At 42.6% G+C, this 20,400-nt stretch carries 17 protein-coding genes; 7 read left to right on the top strand and 10 right to left on the bottom strand.

All coding sequences use genetic code 11. The annotated features are described in order from the left end of the window. Positions 1-16: 16 nt before the first annotated feature. The 3 genes from HXT52_RS05760 to clpB form a co-directional block, all read right to left on the bottom strand. Positions 17-784: an ABC transporter ATP-binding protein gene (locus HXT52_RS05760; RefSeq protein ID WP_004133980.1), complete on the bottom strand. Its 768-nt coding sequence runs from the start codon at positions 782-784 to the stop codon at positions 17-19. A 26-nt stretch (positions 785-810) separates the two neighbouring features. Beyond that, positions 811-972 carry a hypothetical protein gene (locus HXT52_RS05765; RefSeq protein WP_004133978.1) on the bottom strand — a complete coding sequence of 54 codons (162 nt, stop codon included), beginning with the start codon at positions 970-972 and terminating at the stop codon, positions 811-813. 294 nt (positions 973-1,266) lie between these two features. Next, positions 1,267-3,861 carry an ATP-dependent chaperone ClpB gene (clpB, locus tag HXT52_RS05770; RefSeq protein WP_421775888.1) on the bottom strand — a complete coding sequence of 865 codons (2,595 nt, stop codon included), beginning with the start codon at positions 3,859-3,861 and terminating at the stop codon, positions 1,267-1,269. 339 nt (positions 3,862-4,200) lie between these two features. Here clpB and HXT52_RS05775 point away from each other — a divergent pair, with 339 nt between their 5' ends. Continuing rightward, entirely contained in the window at positions 4,201-5,016 is an 816-nt protein-coding gene (locus HXT52_RS05775; RefSeq protein ID WP_004136519.1) for a fumarylacetoacetate hydrolase family protein, read from the top strand. A 38-nt stretch (positions 5,017-5,054) separates the two neighbouring features. Here the strand turns inward: HXT52_RS05775 and HXT52_RS05780 are convergent, their stop codons facing one another. The 3 genes from HXT52_RS05780 to HXT52_RS05790 form a co-directional block, all read right to left on the bottom strand. Further along, positions 5,055-5,855: a YggS family pyridoxal phosphate-dependent enzyme gene (locus HXT52_RS05780; RefSeq protein WP_421775889.1), complete on the bottom strand. Its 801-nt coding sequence runs from the start codon at positions 5,853-5,855 to the stop codon at positions 5,055-5,057. Between the two features lie 35 nt (positions 5,856-5,890). Next, positions 5,891-6,940 (bottom strand): glutamyl-Q tRNA(Asp) synthetase, encoded by a 1,050-nt coding sequence (locus HXT52_RS05785; RefSeq protein WP_047923628.1) that lies wholly within the window; start codon positions 6,938-6,940, stop codon positions 5,891-5,893. A 149-nt stretch (positions 6,941-7,089) separates the two neighbouring features. Continuing rightward, positions 7,090-7,821 (bottom strand): MIP/aquaporin family protein, encoded by a 732-nt coding sequence (locus tag HXT52_RS05790; RefSeq protein ID WP_421776190.1) that lies wholly within the window; start codon positions 7,819-7,821, stop codon positions 7,090-7,092. A gap of 633 nt (positions 7,822-8,454) precedes the next feature. Between HXT52_RS05790 and HXT52_RS05795 the strand changes: the two genes are divergently transcribed. Then, complete coding sequence (locus HXT52_RS05795) at positions 8,455-10,692, top strand: RNA degradosome polyphosphate kinase (protein WP_004105851.1); 2,238 nt, start codon at positions 8,455-8,457, stop codon at positions 10,690-10,692. Between the two features lie 232 nt (positions 10,693-10,924). Here the strand turns inward: HXT52_RS05795 and HXT52_RS05800 are convergent, their stop codons facing one another. After that, entirely contained in the window at positions 10,925-12,373 is a 1,449-nt protein-coding gene (locus tag HXT52_RS05800; protein ID WP_012913720.1) for a Sau3AI family type II restriction endonuclease, read from the bottom strand. Positions 12,374-12,482: 109 nt separating this feature from the next. Continuing rightward, positions 12,483-13,757: a DNA (cytosine-5-)-methyltransferase gene (gene dcm / locus HXT52_RS05805; protein ID WP_421775890.1), complete on the bottom strand. Its 1,275-nt coding sequence runs from the start codon at positions 13,755-13,757 to the stop codon at positions 12,483-12,485. A 337-nt stretch (positions 13,758-14,094) separates the two neighbouring features. Between dcm and HXT52_RS05810 the strand changes: the two genes are divergently transcribed. The 3 genes from HXT52_RS05810 (at position 14,095) to upp (ending at position 16,890) form a co-directional block, all read left to right on the top strand. After that, positions 14,095-15,246 (top strand): NUDIX hydrolase, encoded by a 1,152-nt coding sequence (locus HXT52_RS05810; RefSeq protein WP_421775891.1) that lies wholly within the window; start codon positions 14,095-14,097, stop codon positions 15,244-15,246. Between the two features lie 46 nt (positions 15,247-15,292). Continuing rightward, complete coding sequence (locus HXT52_RS05815) at positions 15,293-15,946, top strand: thymidine phosphorylase (RefSeq protein WP_421775892.1); 654 nt, start codon at positions 15,293-15,295, stop codon at positions 15,944-15,946. A gap of 305 nt (positions 15,947-16,251) precedes the next feature. Then, positions 16,252-16,890 carry a uracil phosphoribosyltransferase gene (gene upp, locus HXT52_RS05820; protein WP_004136544.1) on the top strand — a complete coding sequence of 213 codons (639 nt, stop codon included), beginning with the start codon at positions 16,252-16,254 and terminating at the stop codon, positions 16,888-16,890. Between the two features lie 155 nt (positions 16,891-17,045). Here the strand turns inward: upp and HXT52_RS05825 are convergent, their stop codons facing one another. Both HXT52_RS05825 and HXT52_RS05830 read right to left on the bottom strand, forming a co-directional pair. After that, on the bottom strand, positions 17,046-17,465 hold the full coding sequence (locus HXT52_RS05825; RefSeq protein WP_004136546.1) for a type II toxin-antitoxin system HicB family antitoxin: 420 nt from the start codon (positions 17,463-17,465) through the stop codon (positions 17,046-17,048). Further along, positions 17,465-17,662: a type II toxin-antitoxin system HicA family toxin gene (locus HXT52_RS05830; protein ID WP_119521120.1), complete on the bottom strand. Its 198-nt coding sequence runs from the start codon at positions 17,660-17,662 to the stop codon at positions 17,465-17,467. The genes HXT52_RS05825 and HXT52_RS05830 overlap by 1 nt, the downstream gene beginning before the upstream one ends. 413 nt (positions 17,663-18,075) lie before the next feature. Here HXT52_RS05830 and HXT52_RS05835 point away from each other — a divergent pair, with 413 nt between their 5' ends. Both HXT52_RS05835 and HXT52_RS05840 read left to right on the top strand, forming a co-directional pair. Continuing rightward, a complete protein-coding gene (locus HXT52_RS05835; RefSeq protein ID WP_119521035.1) occupies positions 18,076-18,927 on the top strand; it encodes a zinc ribbon domain-containing protein in 852 nt (283 codons plus the stop codon). A gap of 41 nt (positions 18,928-18,968) precedes the next feature. After that, positions 18,969-20,303 (top strand): SPFH domain-containing protein, encoded by a 1,335-nt coding sequence (locus HXT52_RS05840; protein WP_119521118.1) that lies wholly within the window; start codon positions 18,969-18,971, stop codon positions 20,301-20,303. Positions 20,304-20,400: the final 97 nt, after the last annotated feature.

Below are 20,400 nucleotides of genomic sequence, written 5' to 3' on the forward strand. Positions count from 1 at the left end.
CTAGTTACTGCTACTACTAATTTTTATGAAATTTAGATAGCAAATGCCTATACCCTGATTCCCATGGAGTTACCATAAGATCTTCACGATTAGCATATTGAAGAAGATTATCCATTTTCCCATCAAGCAATATAATTCCTTCATTAAGAACTATAACCCGATCCGCAATTACTGCTAAATCTTCTACTAAATGTGTACTGACAATAACAGTATGCTTTTGCGAATAAGACTTAAGAAAATTACGAATATCAATACGCTGCTCAGGATCTAAACCAACAGTAGGCTCATCAAGTATTAGTACTGCAGGCTGACTAGCAATCACACAAGCAATACCAGCACGCTGACGCTGACCTCCTGATATTTTAGCAACGATGCGATGTGCTTGTTTTTCCAAGCCAACCTGTTTGAGAGCATTCCAAGCAGCTTGATACGCAGCACTCCACGATAAACCTCGCGCCCATGCGGCATATTGAACATTTTTTAACACACTCGATGCATTCATAAGTTCAAATGATTGTGGCAAATAACCAATATTTGACCGAGCTTTAGCCCTTTCCGCACGATCAGTTACATCAAAGCCATGAACAAAAAGTTTTCCACTAGAGGGAGCATAAATCGTCGCTATAACGTTAAGCAGAGTAGTTTTCCCAGCACCATTTGGCCCCAAAAGACCACATATGCCAAAAGATAAATCTATAGAAAGATTATGCAAAATTTGTTTTTTCCCATACGAAAAATTCACATTAACAAGTTGCACATCTGAGCCCGTATATGATTCTTGCATATCTCCCCACTTAATAACTAGACTACTTACCTACAACTTCGTATATTTTCTCTGTCTATTCCAACTACGGAACCACTCATCTGAGCATAAGCTGACATTGGCATAGCATAAACAACAGTAGAACGCGCAACTATTGCAAATCCTTCCTTTGCGAACATATTCGTATCTCCATTTTCAATCTGCTTCATAACGTATTCAGCCTTGAATACATACACGCATTTTATAATAATTCAATATAAAAAAAATAGATTTTTACAAAAACCAATTAAAATTTTAAAAGATACGCATATTCGATAATGCCAATTATCAGCAGTAACTCGAAAAATTAAGGAGGAATTCCACCTTTTTATTTCAAGTTCATTCTACAAATATTTTTTATTCAGATACAAAAATAGCGCGCTGTCTACTGGGGAATAATCCAACAAACAGCACGCTTTGTTTTATTTGACTACATTATTTGACTACATTAAAGAATGCAGGCACTACGCAATCTTTAGGATCACATGGTCGTCGCTCTCTGCACAATCCGCAACTACGCGAGCGCCATCATGCACCTTTCCAGAAAGCAGCAATCGCGCAAGTTGATCGCCAATTTCCGTTTGAACCAATCTGCGCAACGGACGAGCACCATAAACTGGATCGTAGCCATGCTCCGCAAGCCAAGCGCGAGCAGAATCACTCACATCCAAGCTAATACGGCGATCACTCAAGCGTGCAGCCACTTGACGAACTTGAATATCCACAATTCCACCAAGCTCTTCGCGGCTCAACGGATGGAACATAACAAGCTCATCCAAACGGTTAATGAACTCTGGCTTAAACTCAGCATGAACAGCATTCATAACAGCCTTGCGTTTAGCAGCATCGTCCAAGCCTTCTTGCACGAGGAATTGCGAACCCAAGTTTGATGTCATAATCAAAATCGTATTCGTAAAATCAACCGTTCTACCCTGACCGTCAGTCAAACGACCATCATCCAAAACCTGCAACAAAACGTCGAATACTTCTGGATGTGCCTTCTCAACTTCGTCAAAAAGCACTACAGAATACGGACGCCTACGCACAGCTTCAGTAAGCTGGCCGCCTTCCTCATAGCCAATGTAACCAGGAGCGGCACCGATTAGACGCGAAACGGAAGCCTTTTCCATGTACTCGCTCATATCAATGCGAACCATTGCACGCTCGTCGTCAAACAAAAAGTCAGCAAGAGCCTTAGCAAGCTCCGTCTTGCCAACGCCAGTAGGACCCAAGAATAGGAACGAACCAGTTGGGCGATTCGGGTCTGCAATTCCAGCACGGCTTCTGCGCACAGCATCCGCTATAGCCTGAATTGCTTCACTTTGACCAACAACGCGCTTAGAAAGCTCCTTTTCCATGTTGAGCAGCTTCTCATTTTCGCCTTGCATCAAGCGACCAACAGGAATGCCCGTCCATTCGCTAACGACTCCAGCAATAGAATCAGCATCAACCTGGTCTGGAACCATCGGCTCTTTTGCTTCACTCTTAGCATTAGCAGCCTCGGACTCCGCTTCTTCCAAAGCTTTTTGAATGCTTGGAATTTCGCCATACAAAATACGGCTTGCTTGCTCCAAATTGCCTTCACGCGTGAATTTGTCGGCTTCTACGCGCTTAGCGTCGAGTTGCGCTCGCAAATCACCAACCTTGTTATGGCCAGCCTTTTCCGCATCCCAACGCGCTTTCAATCCAGCAAGCTTTTCGCGCGAGTTAGCTAATTCTTCTTGCAACTTTTCTAAGCGTTCGCGTGCAGCAGCATCTTCCGCTTTCTTTAATTGCATTTCTTCCATTTCAAGACGCGTAACTTTGCGCTGCAATTCGTCGATCTCTTCTGGCTGAGAATCAAGCTCCATACGCAAGTGAGCTGCCGCTTCATCCACCAAATCAATCGCCTTATCTGGAAGCTGACGACCGGTAATATAGCGGTTTGAAAGCGTTGCTGCAGCTACGATTGCATCGTCACTAATAGTCACCTTGTGGTGCGCTTCGTAACGTTGCTTAAGTCCGCGCAAAATCGTCACCGTGTCTTCAACAGACGGCTCACCAACGAACACTTGCTGGAATCTGCGTTCAAGCGCCGAATCCTTTTCAATATGCTCGCGATACTCATTAAGCGTAGTTGCGCCAACCAAGCGCAGCTCACCGCGCGCAAGCATTGGCTTAAGCATATTGCCAGCATCCATTGAACCTTCTGCAGATCCTGCGCCAACAACAGTGTGAATCTCATCAATAAACGTAATAATTTGACCGTCTGATTGCTGGATTTCCTTCAACACTGCCTTTAAGCGTTCCTCAAACTCGCCGCGATACTTCGAACCTGCAACCATCGAAGCTAAATCGAGACTGATAAGACGCTTGTTTTGCAAAGTCGTAGGCACATCTCCTGCCACAATTCGCTGAGCCAATCCTTCTACAACTGCCGTTTTACCAACGCCCGGCTCGCCAATTAGCACAGGATTATTCTTCGTGCGGCGAGAAAGAATCTGAATCACACGACGAATTTCCTGATCGCGCCCAATTACTGGGTCAAGCTTTCCTTCGCGAGCGCGCGCAGTCATATCAATAGAATACTTTTCGAGCGCTTTGTAGTTGCCTTCCGCGTCTGGGCTTGTAACTTTCGCACCTCCACGCACGGTTGGCACAGCTTTTCGCAACGCGTCTGCGGAAACGTTGTGCTTTTTGAAAATATCCGCAACAGCATTCGGCGCGCTTGCAACTATGCCAATAAGCATGTGTTCAGTAGAAACGTATTCGTCTCCCATTGCGCGCATTTCTTTTTCTGCCTGGCTTAGCGCAGCCAGGAGCTGACGACTTGCGTCTGGCTTAGTTGTAGTTGAGCCAGTAGATGAAGGCAATGCCACTAATGCGTTGCGAATTTCAGCACCGATTTGTTGCGCGTCCGCCCCCGCCTGAGCAATAAGTGCGCGAACGACGCCCTGCTCTTGGCGAAGTAAGGCATCCGCCAAATGCAAAGTGTCAACTTGCGCGTTGCCAGCAGCCGATGCACTTTGCACAGCATCACTTAATGCGTCTTGCGCTAAGGTTGTAAACTTTTGTTCCATATCTACCTCATTTCCACGAAAGCTGTAAAACACATTTCAGTTAAGTCAAATCGCTGCAACTTTTATTGCAACTTTTATTGCAACTCTCGTTGCAATTTCAAGCTTTTTGACGATACTTTCGAGTTCTAACGAGCTTTCACTTTCATGTATCTGATACGTATAACAGATTTTCCTATAACTTTATTCCTAAAACTTGAGTGTACTAGACTCAAGTTTTGTTTTCAAGAACTTTCAATCGCAAATAATTTACGCAAATAATTTAATTAAGCAGCAAGCAAAGTTTAGTTAAGTATCAAGCAATGCTTAATTAAGTAGCAAATATGTCGTAATCTTAAAAGCATGAGAATTGCACGTTTTTCGTATAATGAAGTTCCGCAATACGCTTTCGTTCAAAAAGACGAAACCGACGGTAAAGATTATTTAGTAGCACTTGAAGGGCATCCTTTAAGCCCGCAAGGAGTTAAGCCAACTGGTAAACGTTACGCCTTGGATGCGGATGGCGTGCGCTTGCTTGTGCCTGTAATTCCTTCAAAAGTTTACGGATTGGCAAAAAATTACGATACGCGTTCCGATGACGAGCGCGCTACTTCTCCTGCGGCTTCTTCGCATACCGCTGCAGATATGGTGATTTTTACAAAGCCGAGCACTTCTGTAATTGGTCCGGACGATCCGATTGTGATTCCTGCTTGCTCAAACGACATGAATTTTGAGCCAGAAGTGGCAGTTGTTATGGGCAAAATCGCCAAAAATGTGACTGCAGCTACCGCAATGAACTACGTTTTTGGCTTTACTTGCGTAAATGACGTAACTTTACGAGATTGCGCAGGAAGCGACCCAATGTGGACGCGCGCAAAAGGTTTCGACACTTCTTGCCCACTTGGACCTTGGATTACAACCGAGCTAAATTGGCGCGATGCACATATTTCATTTACGCTTAATGGTGAAAATGTGCCAGAAGCCGACGGCACTACAGCTCGACTTATTCACAGTATTCCTGAGCAAATTGCTGCAATTTCAAGCTTCTCAACGCTTCTTCCAGGAGATGTGATTTTGACAGGAACTCCATACCCAGCTGGAACTTTACGCGCTGGTGACGAAGCGATTGTGCACGTAGATGGTATTGGCTCGCTGCGCAATGTGATTGTGCATGCGTAACTAAAATCATCAATTTGACTTAAAACTTTGACTTAAAACTACACGAATGCTCGTGGGCCAAAGATTGCCGAACCGATCCTAACCATTGTTGAGCCTTCGGCAATCGCCCACGCAAAATCGCCGGACATTCCCATCGAAAGCTCTAATTTTGCAGAGTTTCCATCATAATCTTGCGCGAGTTGTTCACTCACACAATCTCTAATTTCTCGCAATTTTGCGAAACCACTTCTCACTATTTTTTCATCATCTACGCGCGCTCCAAGCGTCATAAATCCGTGCAAATTAAGCGCCGGAAGACTAGATATAGCGAGCGCTTCGTCAATCGCGCATTCTGGCGCGCATCCGGATTTTGTAGCTTCCCCCGAAACGTTCACTTCCAGCATAACGTCTGTGCAAAGTCCCAAATTTTGCGCGCGAGCAGATATTTTTTGCGCAAGTTCAATGCCGTCAACCGACTGAATACCATTTGCAAGTGGCAAGACTTTGTTTATTTTATTGCTTTGCAACTGGCCTATTAAGTAGAGCGGAATTTCGCCATTCACACCAACGCTTAAACCTTCTCGAGCAGCTTGTGCGCGTAAAATTTCTGCTTTTGCAACGATTTCTTGCGGGCGATTTTCCCCAATTACGCGCACTCCAGCTTTAAGCGCTGCCATAATTTCGCCAACATCTCGCGTTTTAGTTGCGGCAAGTAGCGTAACTGACTCAGCTTTGCGACCATAATGCGATTCGGCTTGAGCAATGGCGTCTTGCACGCTGTGCACGCCGTCGGCAATTTGACGCGCACGAACACAATCGACCTCAGTATTCGCTAAATCTTTTTGCGTCATATATGCCATTTATTGCCCCAATCTATCAAACCTAACTACATAGTTTAGTCAAGGAAGGGCACGGATTTGTCAGCTAAGTTTGCGCGAACAGAATCCCACGGCGTGTCAAGGCTTTTAAATAACGCGAGCGCATCGGCAGCACTCATATCTACCGGTTGATTTTGACCAGGCTTTTTGTATCCCAAAAGATACATGCAGTAGCCGATCATACGCTCTGCGCTCCAGCCAGATTCTCGAAGCGCACCAACGTCTAGCGAGTGCTTACTTTTAGCGAGCCTTTCGCCTTGAGCGTTATCAATTAGCGGCAAGTGCGCAAATTGCGGACGCACGTAATGCGTACCGTGAGCCGCAAAAAATCCCGATTTTTCAAGCAGCTCACCAATCCAAATCTGCAACGCTGCCGAACGAAGCAAATCACGTCCGCGCACAATATCATTTACTCCCGAAAGCACGTCGTCAACAACAACCGCAAGCTGGTACGAAAAAACGCCATCCGCGCGGCGAATTACCATATCCCCCAAATCGCGATCAATATTAAAAGATTGCACACCAAAAATCGCGTCTTCAAAATCAATATTTGCTTGCCTCGAATCAGCCGAGGGAACAGCAAGCCTTAAAGAATGTTGCTGATTATTTTGCAAACGCTTTTCGATTTGCGCCAAACCTTCCGCAGTTTTGCGAAGATTTCTGCACGTACCCGGGTAGCGTATGAAACCGTCGCCTTCTTGCGGAGCTGCAATCGCGCGAATATCGGAACGCGAGCAAAAACAAGGGTAAATTAACGAATTTCCGTCGTCGTCTTGCAAAGATTCTAGAGATTCAAGAGCTTCTTGGTAGACTGCAGTTCGCTCATGCTGATAAGTTGGCTCTCCTACCCAATCAAGGCCGGCCCACTTCAAATCTTCAATAACTCGCGCGCTAGCATCTTTCGGCATTCGCGCAATATCAAGATCTTCCAAGCGCAACAGCATTTGGCCGCCTTGTGATTTTGCAGAAAGCCAAGCCGCAAGCATAGCAACCATGTTTCCAATATGCATGCGTCCGGATGGAGTCGGCGCAAAACGACCAATTGCAATAGTTGACTTCGAAAACATGATTTCGTCTTTCTTTATAAACGCAAACTTGAAAAACGCAAGCTTACAAAATAAAAAGCGCGTAACGCATTCATACTAGCATTACGCGCTTCTTACAATCGCGATCAACCGCAATCAACCGTAATCAATCACAGTTAAAAGCAAATGTTTTATGCAAATAACGACTTATACATAAGCACACCCAAAATTGCGCCAGCCGTAGGAGCAACAACTGGAATCCACGCTTCACCCCAGCGAGAAGAACCCTTGTGTGAAATTGGCAAAATTGCGTGAAGCAAACGTGGCATAAGATCACGAGCAGGATTCAAAGCAGGACCAGTTGGACCACCCATAGAAGTCACCAGACCCCAAACAACGAAGCCAACAACAATTGACGATCCAGCCAAATTCTCCTTACCCCATGGAGAAGTAAGGCAGCAAAGAGCCGCCAAAACAAGCACAAGCGTGCCAAAGAATTCGTTGAGGAAGTAGTTAAGCTTGTTGTTATATGCATCCGTAGTGCAGAACGTACCAAGAATAGCTTCTGGCTCCTCAGTTTCGTTGTAGTGCGGCAAATAAGTTACATACACAATAAGCTGGCCGACCAACGCGCCCAAAAGTTGTGCTGCAATATAAGGCGCAACATTAGCCCACTGGAACATGCCGTTTACAGCTTGCGCAATTGTCATAGCAGGATTGATATGCGCATGTGAGATTCCGCCGAACATGAGAACTGGGAACATCACGCCAAAACCGTAGCCCATTGCAATGTTGAGCCAGCCGGCATGGTGTCCTTTAGTATTTTTTAATTCAACGTTTGCTACAGCACCGTTTCCGAAAATCATAAGAATAGCAGTGCCAATAAATTCTGCAGCCAACTTCGTCATAAGCGAATATTGCATGGTCCTTCGATCCTTCTTACCTGTTTCAAACTCCGCAAACGTAATCACGCGTATAAATAACGACTCGTCGCTTAACAATCGTCCAACAACTCGCAATTGCGATTAGCATAGCATGGAACACAATATATACTCATTTTCAAAGAAGCTAAGAAAATGAATTCCAACAATTATTCTTTGATAGTTTCCCTTATGCGTGCGACAGTCTGAGTAAGCAGTAAAATCGCCCCCCACATCAAAAGAGGCCCGCCACTTTGGCGAGCCTCTCATTTACAAAAACAATATTTGCGGTTTCATCTTCACAACATCCTCGTTGCAACGGTTAAAGTCTTAAATATCCCGTCCAACGTACACGGATTCTATATCCATACACTTTTGTGGGTTACCGCTATCTCTTTTTGTTTTTGTAATTATTATTATCATCGTTTTTCACCTAATAGTAAAGCTCAAAATAGCATTTGTTAACATATTGTCAATACTGTTCAATTGCACTGAAAAAATCGTAGCTATTGCACACTTTTGTGAATATGCAAAGGTTATCATGTGCGTTTACGTTCGAATTGAACAAATGCCGGCGTGTCGAATCACTCGACACTCATTCGCGCACTTCCCTTACAGCGCATACAATTACAGAGTATGGTACAGATTTTTGACGCTCCCTCAAAGGCGATACTGCGCGGTCAAATTGCCGAACACATCGCCGAAGATGAAAAAGCAGAAAAGCGTGAAGCTCGTGAGGGCGAGCTACCGTTACCAAAAGATCGTTTCTTTGACCGCGAGTTAAGCTGGTTGAAGTTCAATCGTCGCGTGCTTGAGTTGGCACAAAATACCGATTTGCCGCTACTTGAACGCGCTAATTTTGCTGCTATCTTTGCGTCAAATCTCGACGAATTCTTTATGGTTCGAGTTGCAGGCTTGAAGCGCCGAATCGATTCTGGCATAGCAGTAACTGCAGCATCCGGCTTAAGCCCTCGCCAGCAGTTGCGTGCTATTAGTGAGGTCACTCACCGTCGCCAAGATGAGCACGCTCACTATGTTATTGAGCATATTCTTCCTGAGCTTGCAAAGCAGCGCATTGTTTTGCTCAGCTGGGATAAACTTACAGAATCAGAAAAAGCTCGTTTGTCTGATTACTACAAAAAGCAAGTGTTCCCTGTTCTTACGCCTCTTGCAGTGGATCCTGCTCACCCGTTCCCGTACATTTCCGGCAAGTCTATTAACTTGGCTGTTATCGTCGAAAATCCAAATTCTGGAAAGTCGCATTTTGCGCGCGTAAAAATTCCAGATAATTTGAATCGCCTTGTACCAGTTGACGATTTAACAGACGAAGAAGGTCGCGAAGAGCGTTACGGCTTCATTACTATGGAAAAGCTGATTGCAGCACACTTGGAATCGCTTTTCCCAGGCATGATTATTAAAGAAGCCCGCTCCTTCCGCGTTACGCGTAACGAGGACATTGACGTTGAGGAAGATGACGCAGAAAACTTGCTCAACGCTATGGAGAAGGAACTCCTTCGTCGTCGTTTTGGACCGCCTATTCGTTTGGAAATTTCTAACGAGGCCAGCCCATTCCTTTCTCAGCTTCTTGCAAATCAGCTTCGCGTAAGTCCTGAGGAAGTTTATCGTTTACCTTCGCCGCTTGATATGACGGTATTGTTTGAATTGCAGGCGCTTGATCGCCCAGATTTGAAGTACCGTCCATTCATTCCTACTACGAACCGTCAGATTGCGGAAGTTGAAACTAGCCACGCGCAAGATATTTTCGCCTCGATTCGCGAGCATGACATTTTGTTGCATCATCCTTACGATTCGTTCTCTACTTCTGTGCAAGCGTTCCTCGCGCAAGCTGCTGCGGATCCAAAAGTGCTTGCAATTAAGCAAACTTTGTATCGCACGTCTAGCAATTCGCCAATTATTGACGCTCTTGTTGATGCGGCTCACGCTGGCAAGCAGGTGCTTGCACTGGTTGAGATTAAGGCACGATTTGACGAGGATGCAAATATTGCTTGGGCTCGTAAGCTCGAGCGAGCAGGTGTTCACGTTGTGTACGGCATTGTTGGCTTGAAGACTCACTGCAAGCTTTCGCTCGTGGTCCGCCAAGAAGCAGAAGGATTGCGCCGCTACTGCCACGTTGGCACAGGTAATTACAATCCTAAAACTGCTCGCCTTTACACAGATTTGGGATTGCTTACTTGCGATCCTGTAGTCGGCCAGGATTTGACTCGTTTGTTTAATCAGCTTTCTGGTTATGCGCCAAAGTCTAGTTTCCACCGCCTTCTTGTTGCCCCTCGAACAGTTCGAACTGGTATTATTGCGCGAATTCAGCGCGAGGAAGCCGCAGCTCTTGCTGGAAAGGAAGCTTGGATTAAGATTAAGGTCAATTCTGTGGTTGACGAGAAGACTATTGACGCTTTGTATCGTGCTTCGCAAGCTGGAGTAAAGATTGATATTGTTGAGCGTGGAATTTGCTCGCTTAAGCCTGGAATTGAAGGTTTGAGCGAGAATATTCGCGTTCGCTCTATTCTTGGCCGATTCCTTGAACACAGCCGTATTTACGCGTTCGCTAATTCTTGCGGTCCGCAGATTGGTGACGGCCCTGCAAGCGGCCCAGAAGTTTGGATTGGCTCGGCTGATTTAATGCACCGCAATCTTGACCGCCGCGTTGAGACGCTGGTTCGAATTAGTGCGCCTGATCAGGTTGAAGCTTTGATTCAGTATATTGATTTGCAGATGGCTGATTCTACTGTTTCGTGGTGGATGGATGGCGACGGCACGTATACCTTGCATTCTCGCGATAAGGAAGGTCGTCCGCTCGTAGACAGCCAGGCTTACTTAATTCACACTCACACGCGCAAGCCTCGCGGTGCGAACTAATCGCAAGCAACTAAATAAACGATAAGCAAGAGCCAGATTCAGTAACATGTTTCTGGCTCTTGTTGTATTTATTGACCCTTATAATCTGGCTAAATCTCAAGCGTTCCAGCAATAGCCAAAATCTTCTACAGCACCATTTGCCAGTTTTGGCATGTTTTTTACACTGCGATTTGCCAGTTTTGGGATGTTTTTACTGTAATCACTTAATTACCTTGAGCGCCAGTTGCAATATCTAACTAATATTCTCAGCAACTATTTTGGCAATGTATAGCCTATCTAACCACCAACATTGTTTGGTGATAGTTTCACCGTTTGGAAGCGTTATAACATCATTGCCATTTTTACCGTGTGGCCTCATATGAAATACGTGATTGAATAACATCTTAGGGAGCTGATTCTCATCCGTTCCATAGCCAGTAGATTCACCAGATATCATAATCTCATGCACTTTATTCCACGCAGGCGCAACATATTTTTCAATATCTTCTTCTGGCATATTCCATAGAAAACCACCAACTAAAACATCATCTTTATAACAAGTCGATTTTCTATTTTTCCCGTTGCTTTTAAAAACAACAAAATAGAACTTATTATTCTCAAAAAACTTATACAATCGCGAATCATGCCACTGCATATTTGGATCTGCTAATTCAGCCCAATCATCCTCTTTTAACGCAGGAAAAGACATATTCTGCTCTGGTTTACCGTCATCATACAAAACAGTAGTTTTTAGTTGAGTCACACTCGCTGCAGCAAACTGTTCAATTTCTTCTATTCTGTTCTTTTTTACACCCAACATCTTCAGTGCAAGCTGCGAATTAAAAGAATAATGCGTTTTAAGCTCCACATTAAATTTATTGGCCAAATCAGAAATTTTATAACCAACATATCGCCCAATCTTCTTTTGCACATAATCATTAAGATTTTCGTTAATAGACATTGGCAACCGTTCAAAAAGACTACCTTCACCTAAAACTCTTTGTGCAACAATGGTCATATAGCTAGGCTTATACGAAAACGCACGTTGTTTTGCGCGTATATATTTACTTTCGAACCCACTTGGCGCAGGAGCGTCTCTAAAAGACTTTGCAGCAGACTCCCCTTTAGTACAGGCAGCTAAATAGTTGGTATCTGATTCACTTAATGCATCTGCATGACCAGCAGCAACCTTGTTTTTTATATATTCCCAATCTTTACGAATTGTTTCTAGCTCACCAGGTTCATATTTCAATACAAAAGAACCATAAATAGTGCAATCAAGTCTGGATTGGTTGGTTTTATCAGTCCTGTTATCAAGATAATAAATAATAATCATTTGACGCGCTTTTTGCCAAAATGATGAGTTATCAAAAACCTCATTACACAGCGTCAAATAGTTGATAATATCAACGACCAAACGTTCTTTAGCAACTATCTTCTTTTTCTTATTCGAACGAATCGGCGTGACTTTTAATTCATAAAATTCATCAGCAACCATAATATCTGGTTGCTTATCGGAATTTATAGAATACCCGAAAACTGATTCTTCAATAATATTGCCTAAAGAACCCTTGTTGCCTGCTTTTTCACCACGACCAGTTTTATCAATCTCACGAAAAGTTTTGCCATTGATTCCAGTAAGGAGAGCGGTTATTTCGTCAATGTCTGAAAACTTGCGATTGCCGCCTATATGATTAGACATACTTCCCACCATTCTGCATCTTCCCTGGCACAACTTTATTTATTACATTTTCCTATTAACTCAATTCCTACGCAACCTACAAATAAGCATAATTATTTAGATATGAATTTTATGACGAAATGTCATTAGCGAGAACTTCGCCAATTTTATGCGGAATACCAGTAACCAGCGCATTCCCCATACAGAACGCTCTATGACCATCACTCATTCCATCATTCGTCCAACCTTTAGGGAACATTTGCAGCTGGTCTAGTTCATCTGGAACGAGTCTTCTCAATCTGCCATTTTGCATAACAACATGTTTGGTTCTACTAGCACTTTTCCCACCTTCACCTGTAAGAATAGTTCTGCTTGGTGCATCAATTTTATCTGGAAAAGCAACAGGGCCTTCGGAATACATGTACTCAAATCCATTTGAAGCTGTTCGCAACTCCCTTTTACCGCCTTTAAGATACTGCCAAGAAGCAAGCTTATCTTCTTCAATCCAATATTCTTTAGGCACTTGATTGGCATCAACTAAAACACTACCTAATGTCATTGCATCGCCAGAAAACACAGCATCCGTTTTAACGGTATAAACTATTCCATCTTGCATAACACCAGCATTCTGAAATAGGCTCACCTTAGCTTGTTTGCCAAAATCTTGAGATATAACATACGGATTATCACTAATAGAAAATTCATATTGCGCAACGTTTTTTTCTGAAACAGATACTGGAAAAGCTCGTGCTATAACACCGTTTTGCAAAAGATGCTCGGACAAGTTATACCATTTCTTAGAATCATGTTCTGCAAAAACATACACTCGTCTACGTCTTTGAGGCATTCCATAGTCAGCAGCATTAATAACTCGCCACTCTACGCTGTATCCTAATCGAAAAAGACAAGAGAGAATAATGGCAAAATCCCTACCGCGCTGCGCGGCAGGTGATTTTAATAAACGGTCAACATTTTCAAGTAGAACATATTTAGGGTGGCGCAATTCCAACATTTTATTAATACTCCACCACAGAACGCCTTTTTTGCCGTCAATTCCAGAAGACAATGCTAACGGTTTTGCCACAGAATAATCTTGACAAGGAAAACCGCCAACAAGCATGTCAAAATCTGGAATATCACATTCCCCGTGTTCAAATTTTTTGAGCACTTCTGCTATATCTTCATTAACACAGCTACCTTTGCCAAAACGCTTCTCATAGCATCTCCACGCAAATTGCTTGGATTCTTGCCCAGCAGGCTCCCACTGATTTGCCCAAACTGTTTTGAAAGGCCCTGCTGGTTCTGCAGTAAAATCGTTTCCTTCGGAAGGCGCATATCCTTCTAGCCCAAGACGGAACCCACCTACTCCTGCAAAAAGTTCAGCAACTTTTATTGTCTTGGACATATAAACCCTCGTAACATTAGCAAATTTTCAATACACGTATAATTTAGTATAAATTCAATACACAAAAAGATCAAATTTGATTCAACTATAAATTCCAATTCCGAATCCGATTTTCTGCGCAAATAAAACAGTTATAAAACAATTTGCCAGTTTTGGCATGTTTTTTACACTGCGATTTGCCAGTTTTAGAAAGTTTAAGGATTATAAAACAATAACAGCTCTTTTGCTGCGCGCTTTTACATCAGTCATAACTGTGTACAAAATATAAAACATTAAAGATATAAAAACATTAAAGCACAACTAAAATTCGCGAAAGAAAAACGCTAAAATAGTGAATATGAGTGCAGTAACGACGCAATACGTTGAAGCAGCTGGCGGAATAATCTATCGCAAGCGCAATAGTACAAACAGCTCAAACGCAGGCGAAGAGGCAAAAATAGGCGGCAATGCAATAAAGCCTAGCAACGCAATTAAGCCTAGCGACGACGATTTTGAGCTTTGCCTTGTTTACCGTCCTAAATATGACGATTGGAGCTGGCCAAAAGGAAAGAATGAGCCGAAGGAATCGCATCGCCACACAGCCGTGCGCGAAGTTGGAGAAGAAACAGGATATTCAGTCACACTTGGCCCGCACATTGCCAAAATAGAGTATCCGCTTGAGCGCGAAGGTAAAAAGCAAACTTCTAAAAGCGGTAACACATCACGCAATTCTCAGCCGGAAGTAATAAAGCGAATCCACTACTGGATGATGCGATTAATCGACAAGCCAACTGCAGCGAAACGTCTTCCTGCTTTCGGACCAATTAAGCCAGCTAAGCCTACTGAAATTGGCAATGTTTTATGGCTTACTCCTTCTCAAGCGCGCAAAAAGCTTACTCACGACAGCGACCGCGAAGTGCTAGACGCTTTCTTAGAGAAGCTCCACGCAGGTCAAGGAGAATATAGCACGTTACTTCTGGTGCGTCATGGTAAAGCTGAGTCCCGAAAAACTTGGCAAGGAAGTGAAGCAACTCGACCAATCACGCCTCTGGGTGCTGCCGCTTCATACGCTTTAGGCCGCGAACTTGCCTGTTACGCACCGAATAAAATCATATCGTCACCTTGGAAACGTTGCGTAGAAACGGTTGCGGCTTTTTCGCACGATTCTTCGCTTCCTATAGAACAGGTTGCGGAACTTACTGAAGATCATCACGAAAATCAGCCAAAATCTACGTTATCTGTGCTTATAAACGAAATACAAAATCTTGAGCAAAATGAACAAAATGCAAGCGCAGTCAACAACGCAACAGTCATGTGCCTGCACCGCCCAGTGATTGGCACTTTCTTCGATTATTTGCGCGAAATAACAAAACCTAGAGCACACAAACGCATACTCAGCCAAAAATCTCCATACATGCCTACAGGAAGCGCAATAGTTTTGCACATAATTAATACCCCTAAAGGCGCTCGCATTATCGATATTGAAAAGGTTCTTCCAAGTGTCTACTAGTTTAAATTCACAATCGAGTTCTATTCATTCAAGCAGATCTGCTTTTATGCCAAGCCCCACAGGAGCCGCCCGTCCTAGCAGACCTGCACAAATGGATCCTGCGATGCTCGCGCAGATTGAAGGTGGCACAGATCCGCAGGTTGTAAACGAAATTAGCCACACTTCCGCCGCCGTCCTACTTAACCGCGTTCATAAAACGCAGACGCCGGAAATCGTTGAGCGCGTGCTGAATTTGGTTGAAAATGAAGGCATTGAGGTTATTGCAGATTTGTGGAGTCACGCGGAGGCTGAGTCTCTTCCTGGAATGTTGTGGCGACTGTATTTATTGCGTACGTCGCTACGAAAGCAGCGTGAAGCTTACGCCGAGTACTGGAGTCTTGGAGAGCCTGAGGCAACGAGCGCATCAGCTATTACAGGAATTGACGAAGCTCCTACCGGAGAAGATATTGCGCGACTTGCAGATTCTATTCTTTCCGGCGCTTTTACAGGCGATTTTGCTGTAGCGCTTTACCGGTCTTCAGCTTTTACTTCGATTATTGCACGCGGAATGCGAGTTTACGCAAAAAAGTTAGAAGAGCAAGCAAATACAGTACACACGCAGAAAATTGCAAAGGTTTTGCACATATCCGCAAATATGCACGCACTCTCGTTATCTTTTGCTCATGGAGCGAAATTGTGGCGAGCAGGAAAGTTGGAATAAATTATTTTCGAATAGATTATGCGGCGCGTGAAAACAGAAAACAAGGTATACTCAAAATGATGCTGGCTTGTGCTTAAGCCCCGGGCTCCATTTTTTGCCGCTGCGAGCGGCGTTTGCGCCGACAGGCGCTTTCGCAAGTCAGTATCGTTTCTGTTTTGAATTTTAGATTTTAGATTTTAGATTTTAATTTTGTTAGATAAGTTTAAATAAAATATATATTTTTACTCAACATTTGTTTATATTTCGCGCAAAAATAACGGCACGCCGCTAGCTTAACGTGCAATGCTTGCACTAATCTAGAAGGTATGGATCTTCATGTTTTACATCATCCGCTGGTGGACCACAAGCTCACCGTTTTGCGAGATAAGAATACACCTTCTAACATTTTCCGCGAGTTAGTTTCCGAATTGGTAACTCTCGAAGCATACGAAGCAACACGCAATTTGGAAGTTAGCGATCGCGAGATTGAAACTCCTATTTGCAAGATGACTGGCAAGCATTTGAACCGTCCACGCCCAATGGTTGTGCCGGTTTTGCGCGCTGGCCTTGGCATGCTCGATGGCATGACTCGCCTTCTTCCAACCGCTGAGGTTGGATTCCTTGGCATGAAGCGCGACGAGCAGACGCTCGATATTGTGACTTATGCCAACCGTTTGCCAGAAGATTTAACTGGTCGTCAGTGCTTCCTTCTTGACCCAATGCTTGCCACTGGTGGCACTCTTATTGCCGCTACGCACTATTTGGCTGAGCGCGGCGCTAAGGATGTTACTGCTATTAACATTTTGGCAGCCCCAGAAGGCTTAGAGCGCTTGGAGAAGGAGCTTGATCCTTCTATTGACTTTAAGGTTGTTGTTTGCGCTGTAGATGAGCATTTGAACGACAAAGCTTATATTGTTCCAGGCCTTGGAGACGCTGGCGATCGCTTGTACGGCTTGATTGACTAATAGTCACCAGCTAAATCAAACGAAAACTAGAATCAAAAACTACAAAAAGCCTGCTGATTTGCAACACTTTGCGATTTTCAGCAGGCTTTTGCTTTTGTATTAATTGATTGCTGCAATATTGCATCACAAATCAGATAATATAACTACTAATACAACTAAGCTTTATTCACAGCTCCTTTAGCATATAAAGCTTCTAAAGCATCTCGCAAAGTACCACTGTAGCTGATGCCAGCTTTTTGTGCCCAAGTGTCAAGCCAAGCTGGAACAGTAACATTTTTACGAACTGACTGAGAACCATATTTTGCAGCATAAGAATCCATATCAAGCGCAACCATAGATAACTTTGAATTAGGATTTTCTACAACAATATCACTAATATCGCTAGCTTTTGGCGCAGTCTTACCACTTTCGAGTTCTGTAAGAACCCATCCACTTGCTGCATCTTCTGCCATAATCAAGGCATCTGCAAGATTACTACCGCCAGTTACACATCCTGGCAAATCAGGAACTTCTGCAACAAAACCTCCGCTATTATCTTCGTATGGAGTAAGAATAACAGGATACGCTAGTTTCATCATTTCACCTTTGTTTCACTAATTCCCGCCTGGCGCCAGATTGACTTAACAACAGATGGGTTAATATCACCTGGATGTTTAGACACTGTGACTTTACCTGTTTTAGTTTTATGTACGAATTGACAATGACTTCCACGCTGTGCAAAAAGTATCCACCCGTCTTTCTTAAGACGTTTTTCAATCTCTTTGTATCTCATAAAAAGATTATACACACTATGCGCATAAAATAAAATAATCAATCAAACCGCTATTAAATCACGCATACGCCTATACGCATTTACCGCGGACGAGTTATTGCGATTTTGCGAGCGTTTCCACTAGAAATATTCCAAGCATTATCAAAACACTCGCGTAATTAGAATGTTTCATAATACGTTTTTAAAAAAAAACTAACATTATTTGTTATACTCTTCTTAACCTATTTATAAATTTAACGAAGGGGAATAAATTATGGCAAAAAAATTAAATCTTGCTGTACTAAACCGCACCACTAAATCTTAACTAAGAAGATAAGCCAAATTTAGAAGATACGGTTTATTTAGTCAAATTAAAGCAAAAATAAAAAATCTATTAATTTTGAGATGATGATAGAAGCTAGAAGGTGAAAAATATGAAAAAAGATTTTTGTTTTCACTGTGGAATGAAATTAGATGATGATTCCAAGTTTTGTAAAAATTGTGGCCAGAAGGTCAATGATGATACTCAGGTTTCTGAACAGCTAGCCAACCAATCCTTTATGGAGAATTCTACAGAACGCAAAACTATTTATGATGGCAGCGTTCATAAATGCTCAAACTGTGGAGAGATAATAGGTTCATTTGTTACCGTATGCCCGACTTGTGGAAAAGAAATTAGGGGGATTCACTCCGTATCTTCCACTCAGGAGTTGGTAACAAAATTAGAAAATATATCTGCAAAGAAAATGCCAATTACAGAAGAAAAAAGATCTGTTATGAAAATGGTATTTGGCAAAGATTTTAAGAATGAAAACAAACTCAAAGAAGCTCTTGACGATTTTGAAAAACAAAAAGAAGAAGAAAAAGCATCTCTTATCATTAATTTTACTGTCCCAAATTCCAAAGAAGATATTATGGAATTTATGATATTAGCAGCATCTAATATCAATGTGAAAAAGGGAACTGATGATGTAATCACGAAGGCGTGGATTGCAAAATTAGATCAAGTCTATCAGAAAGCAAAAATTATCATGTATGATAATCCTAGCTTTGTTGAACTAAAAAATATGTACGAAAATAAAAAGAAGGAGATAAGACGAGCAAAGCTAAAACTTTATTCGATTTTTACAGGGTTTTTTATAGTATGTTTTGCATTTCCATTATTCATGGCTGGAATCGAACGGAATCCTATCGCTACTATTACCATCACAGTCGTTATAGTAATAATTGCTCTTCTGGCTATATTTCTGTTAAACAAACGCTATAACTTGTTAGATAGGTTGTAAAAATGTTTTTATTTGATAAAACAAAAAGAGGCGTAGGAATTATGGACGAGATACGCTGCGATGAGCCTTCTTACCTAATATGGAAATGGCGTCCTTCTGGCTCAGAGCTTGGGGAAAATAATAGAGAGAATGCTATTCGTTTTGGATCATCTTTAAGAGTCAAAGATGGCGAAGTGGCAGTTTTTGTATATAACCAAAAAAATGGCATAATGCAGGATTTTATTGTTGGTCCTTTTGATCAAACAATTAAAACCGATAACCTCCCTGTTCTTGCAAGCATCGTCGGACTTGCATACAAAGGCGGAACTCCTTTCCAAGCAGAGGTTTATTTTATTAATCTTGCTCAAATTATTCAAGTAAAATTCGCTGTGCCATTCTTTGATGTATACGATCCAAGGTTTGTAGATTTCGGTGTACCTGTTGCAGTTCGAGGAACAATTAGCTTTAGCATCAAAAATTACCGAGAATTTATTAAATTGCACAGGCTTAATAACTTTAACCTTGAAGATTTTAGTCACCAAATTTGCGATGCAGTTAATCGCTATATAAAAAATATTGTGACTAACGCGCCTACAAATTATAGGATTCCCGTAATTCAGCTTGAAACAAGAACGCAACAAATAAACGACGCAGTAGAGCATGACATAAAAGAACGACTAGAAACAACATTTGGCGTTATGTTATCTGCTGTTGATGTTGGCGCTATTGAAATAGATAAAACAAGCGACGGATACAAGCAGCTTATGCGAGTAACCAAGAATATAGTAAGCGCAACCGCTGAAGCAGAAGCTGCAGCTCATATTAAAAATATTTCAGATAAACAACAAATTGAAATAAAAAACTATGAAGAAACTTTGCGAGTCCAACGCGAAGAAGGCCAGTATGCTCAGCATAAGGCAACACAATCTACAAATATCGGCGCGTTCCAGATTGAGAAGCAAGCAGAAGTAGGTGTTGCTGGAGCAAACGCTTTAGGACAAATGGGCGAAAATGGTGCTGGAAATATAAATCTTGGAGATGGCGGTTTAAGCGGTTTTAATCCTGCAGCAATGATGGCAAGCATGGCTGTTGGAGGCGTAGTTGGAAATAATATTGCTGGAGCTGTGAATAACATAATAGGCGGCATAAACCAGCCAATACAATCTAACGTAGCTCCACCACCAATTCCTACTTCATCTTATTACATTGCTGTCAACGGTAAGCCAACTGGACCTTTTAATATTCCAACATTGATGCAAATGGCAACTTCTGGACAATTCACTGCTAATGATTTGGTGTGGAAGAATGGCATGGAAGAATGGCAAAAAGCTGCAATTGTTGATGAATTAAAATCATTATTTAACCCTATCCCACCAATACCAAATCAAGGTGAATAGATAAGGAAAATCCAGTTAAAAATTCTAAAACTACAAAAAGCCTGCTGATTTGCAACACTTTGCAATCTTCAGCAGGCTTTTGTGTTTATCAATCAAT

Source organism: Gardnerella sp. KA00288 (assembly GCF_049244085.1).
GTDB lineage: Bacteria > Actinomycetota > Actinomycetes > Actinomycetales > Bifidobacteriaceae > Bifidobacterium > Bifidobacterium greenwoodii.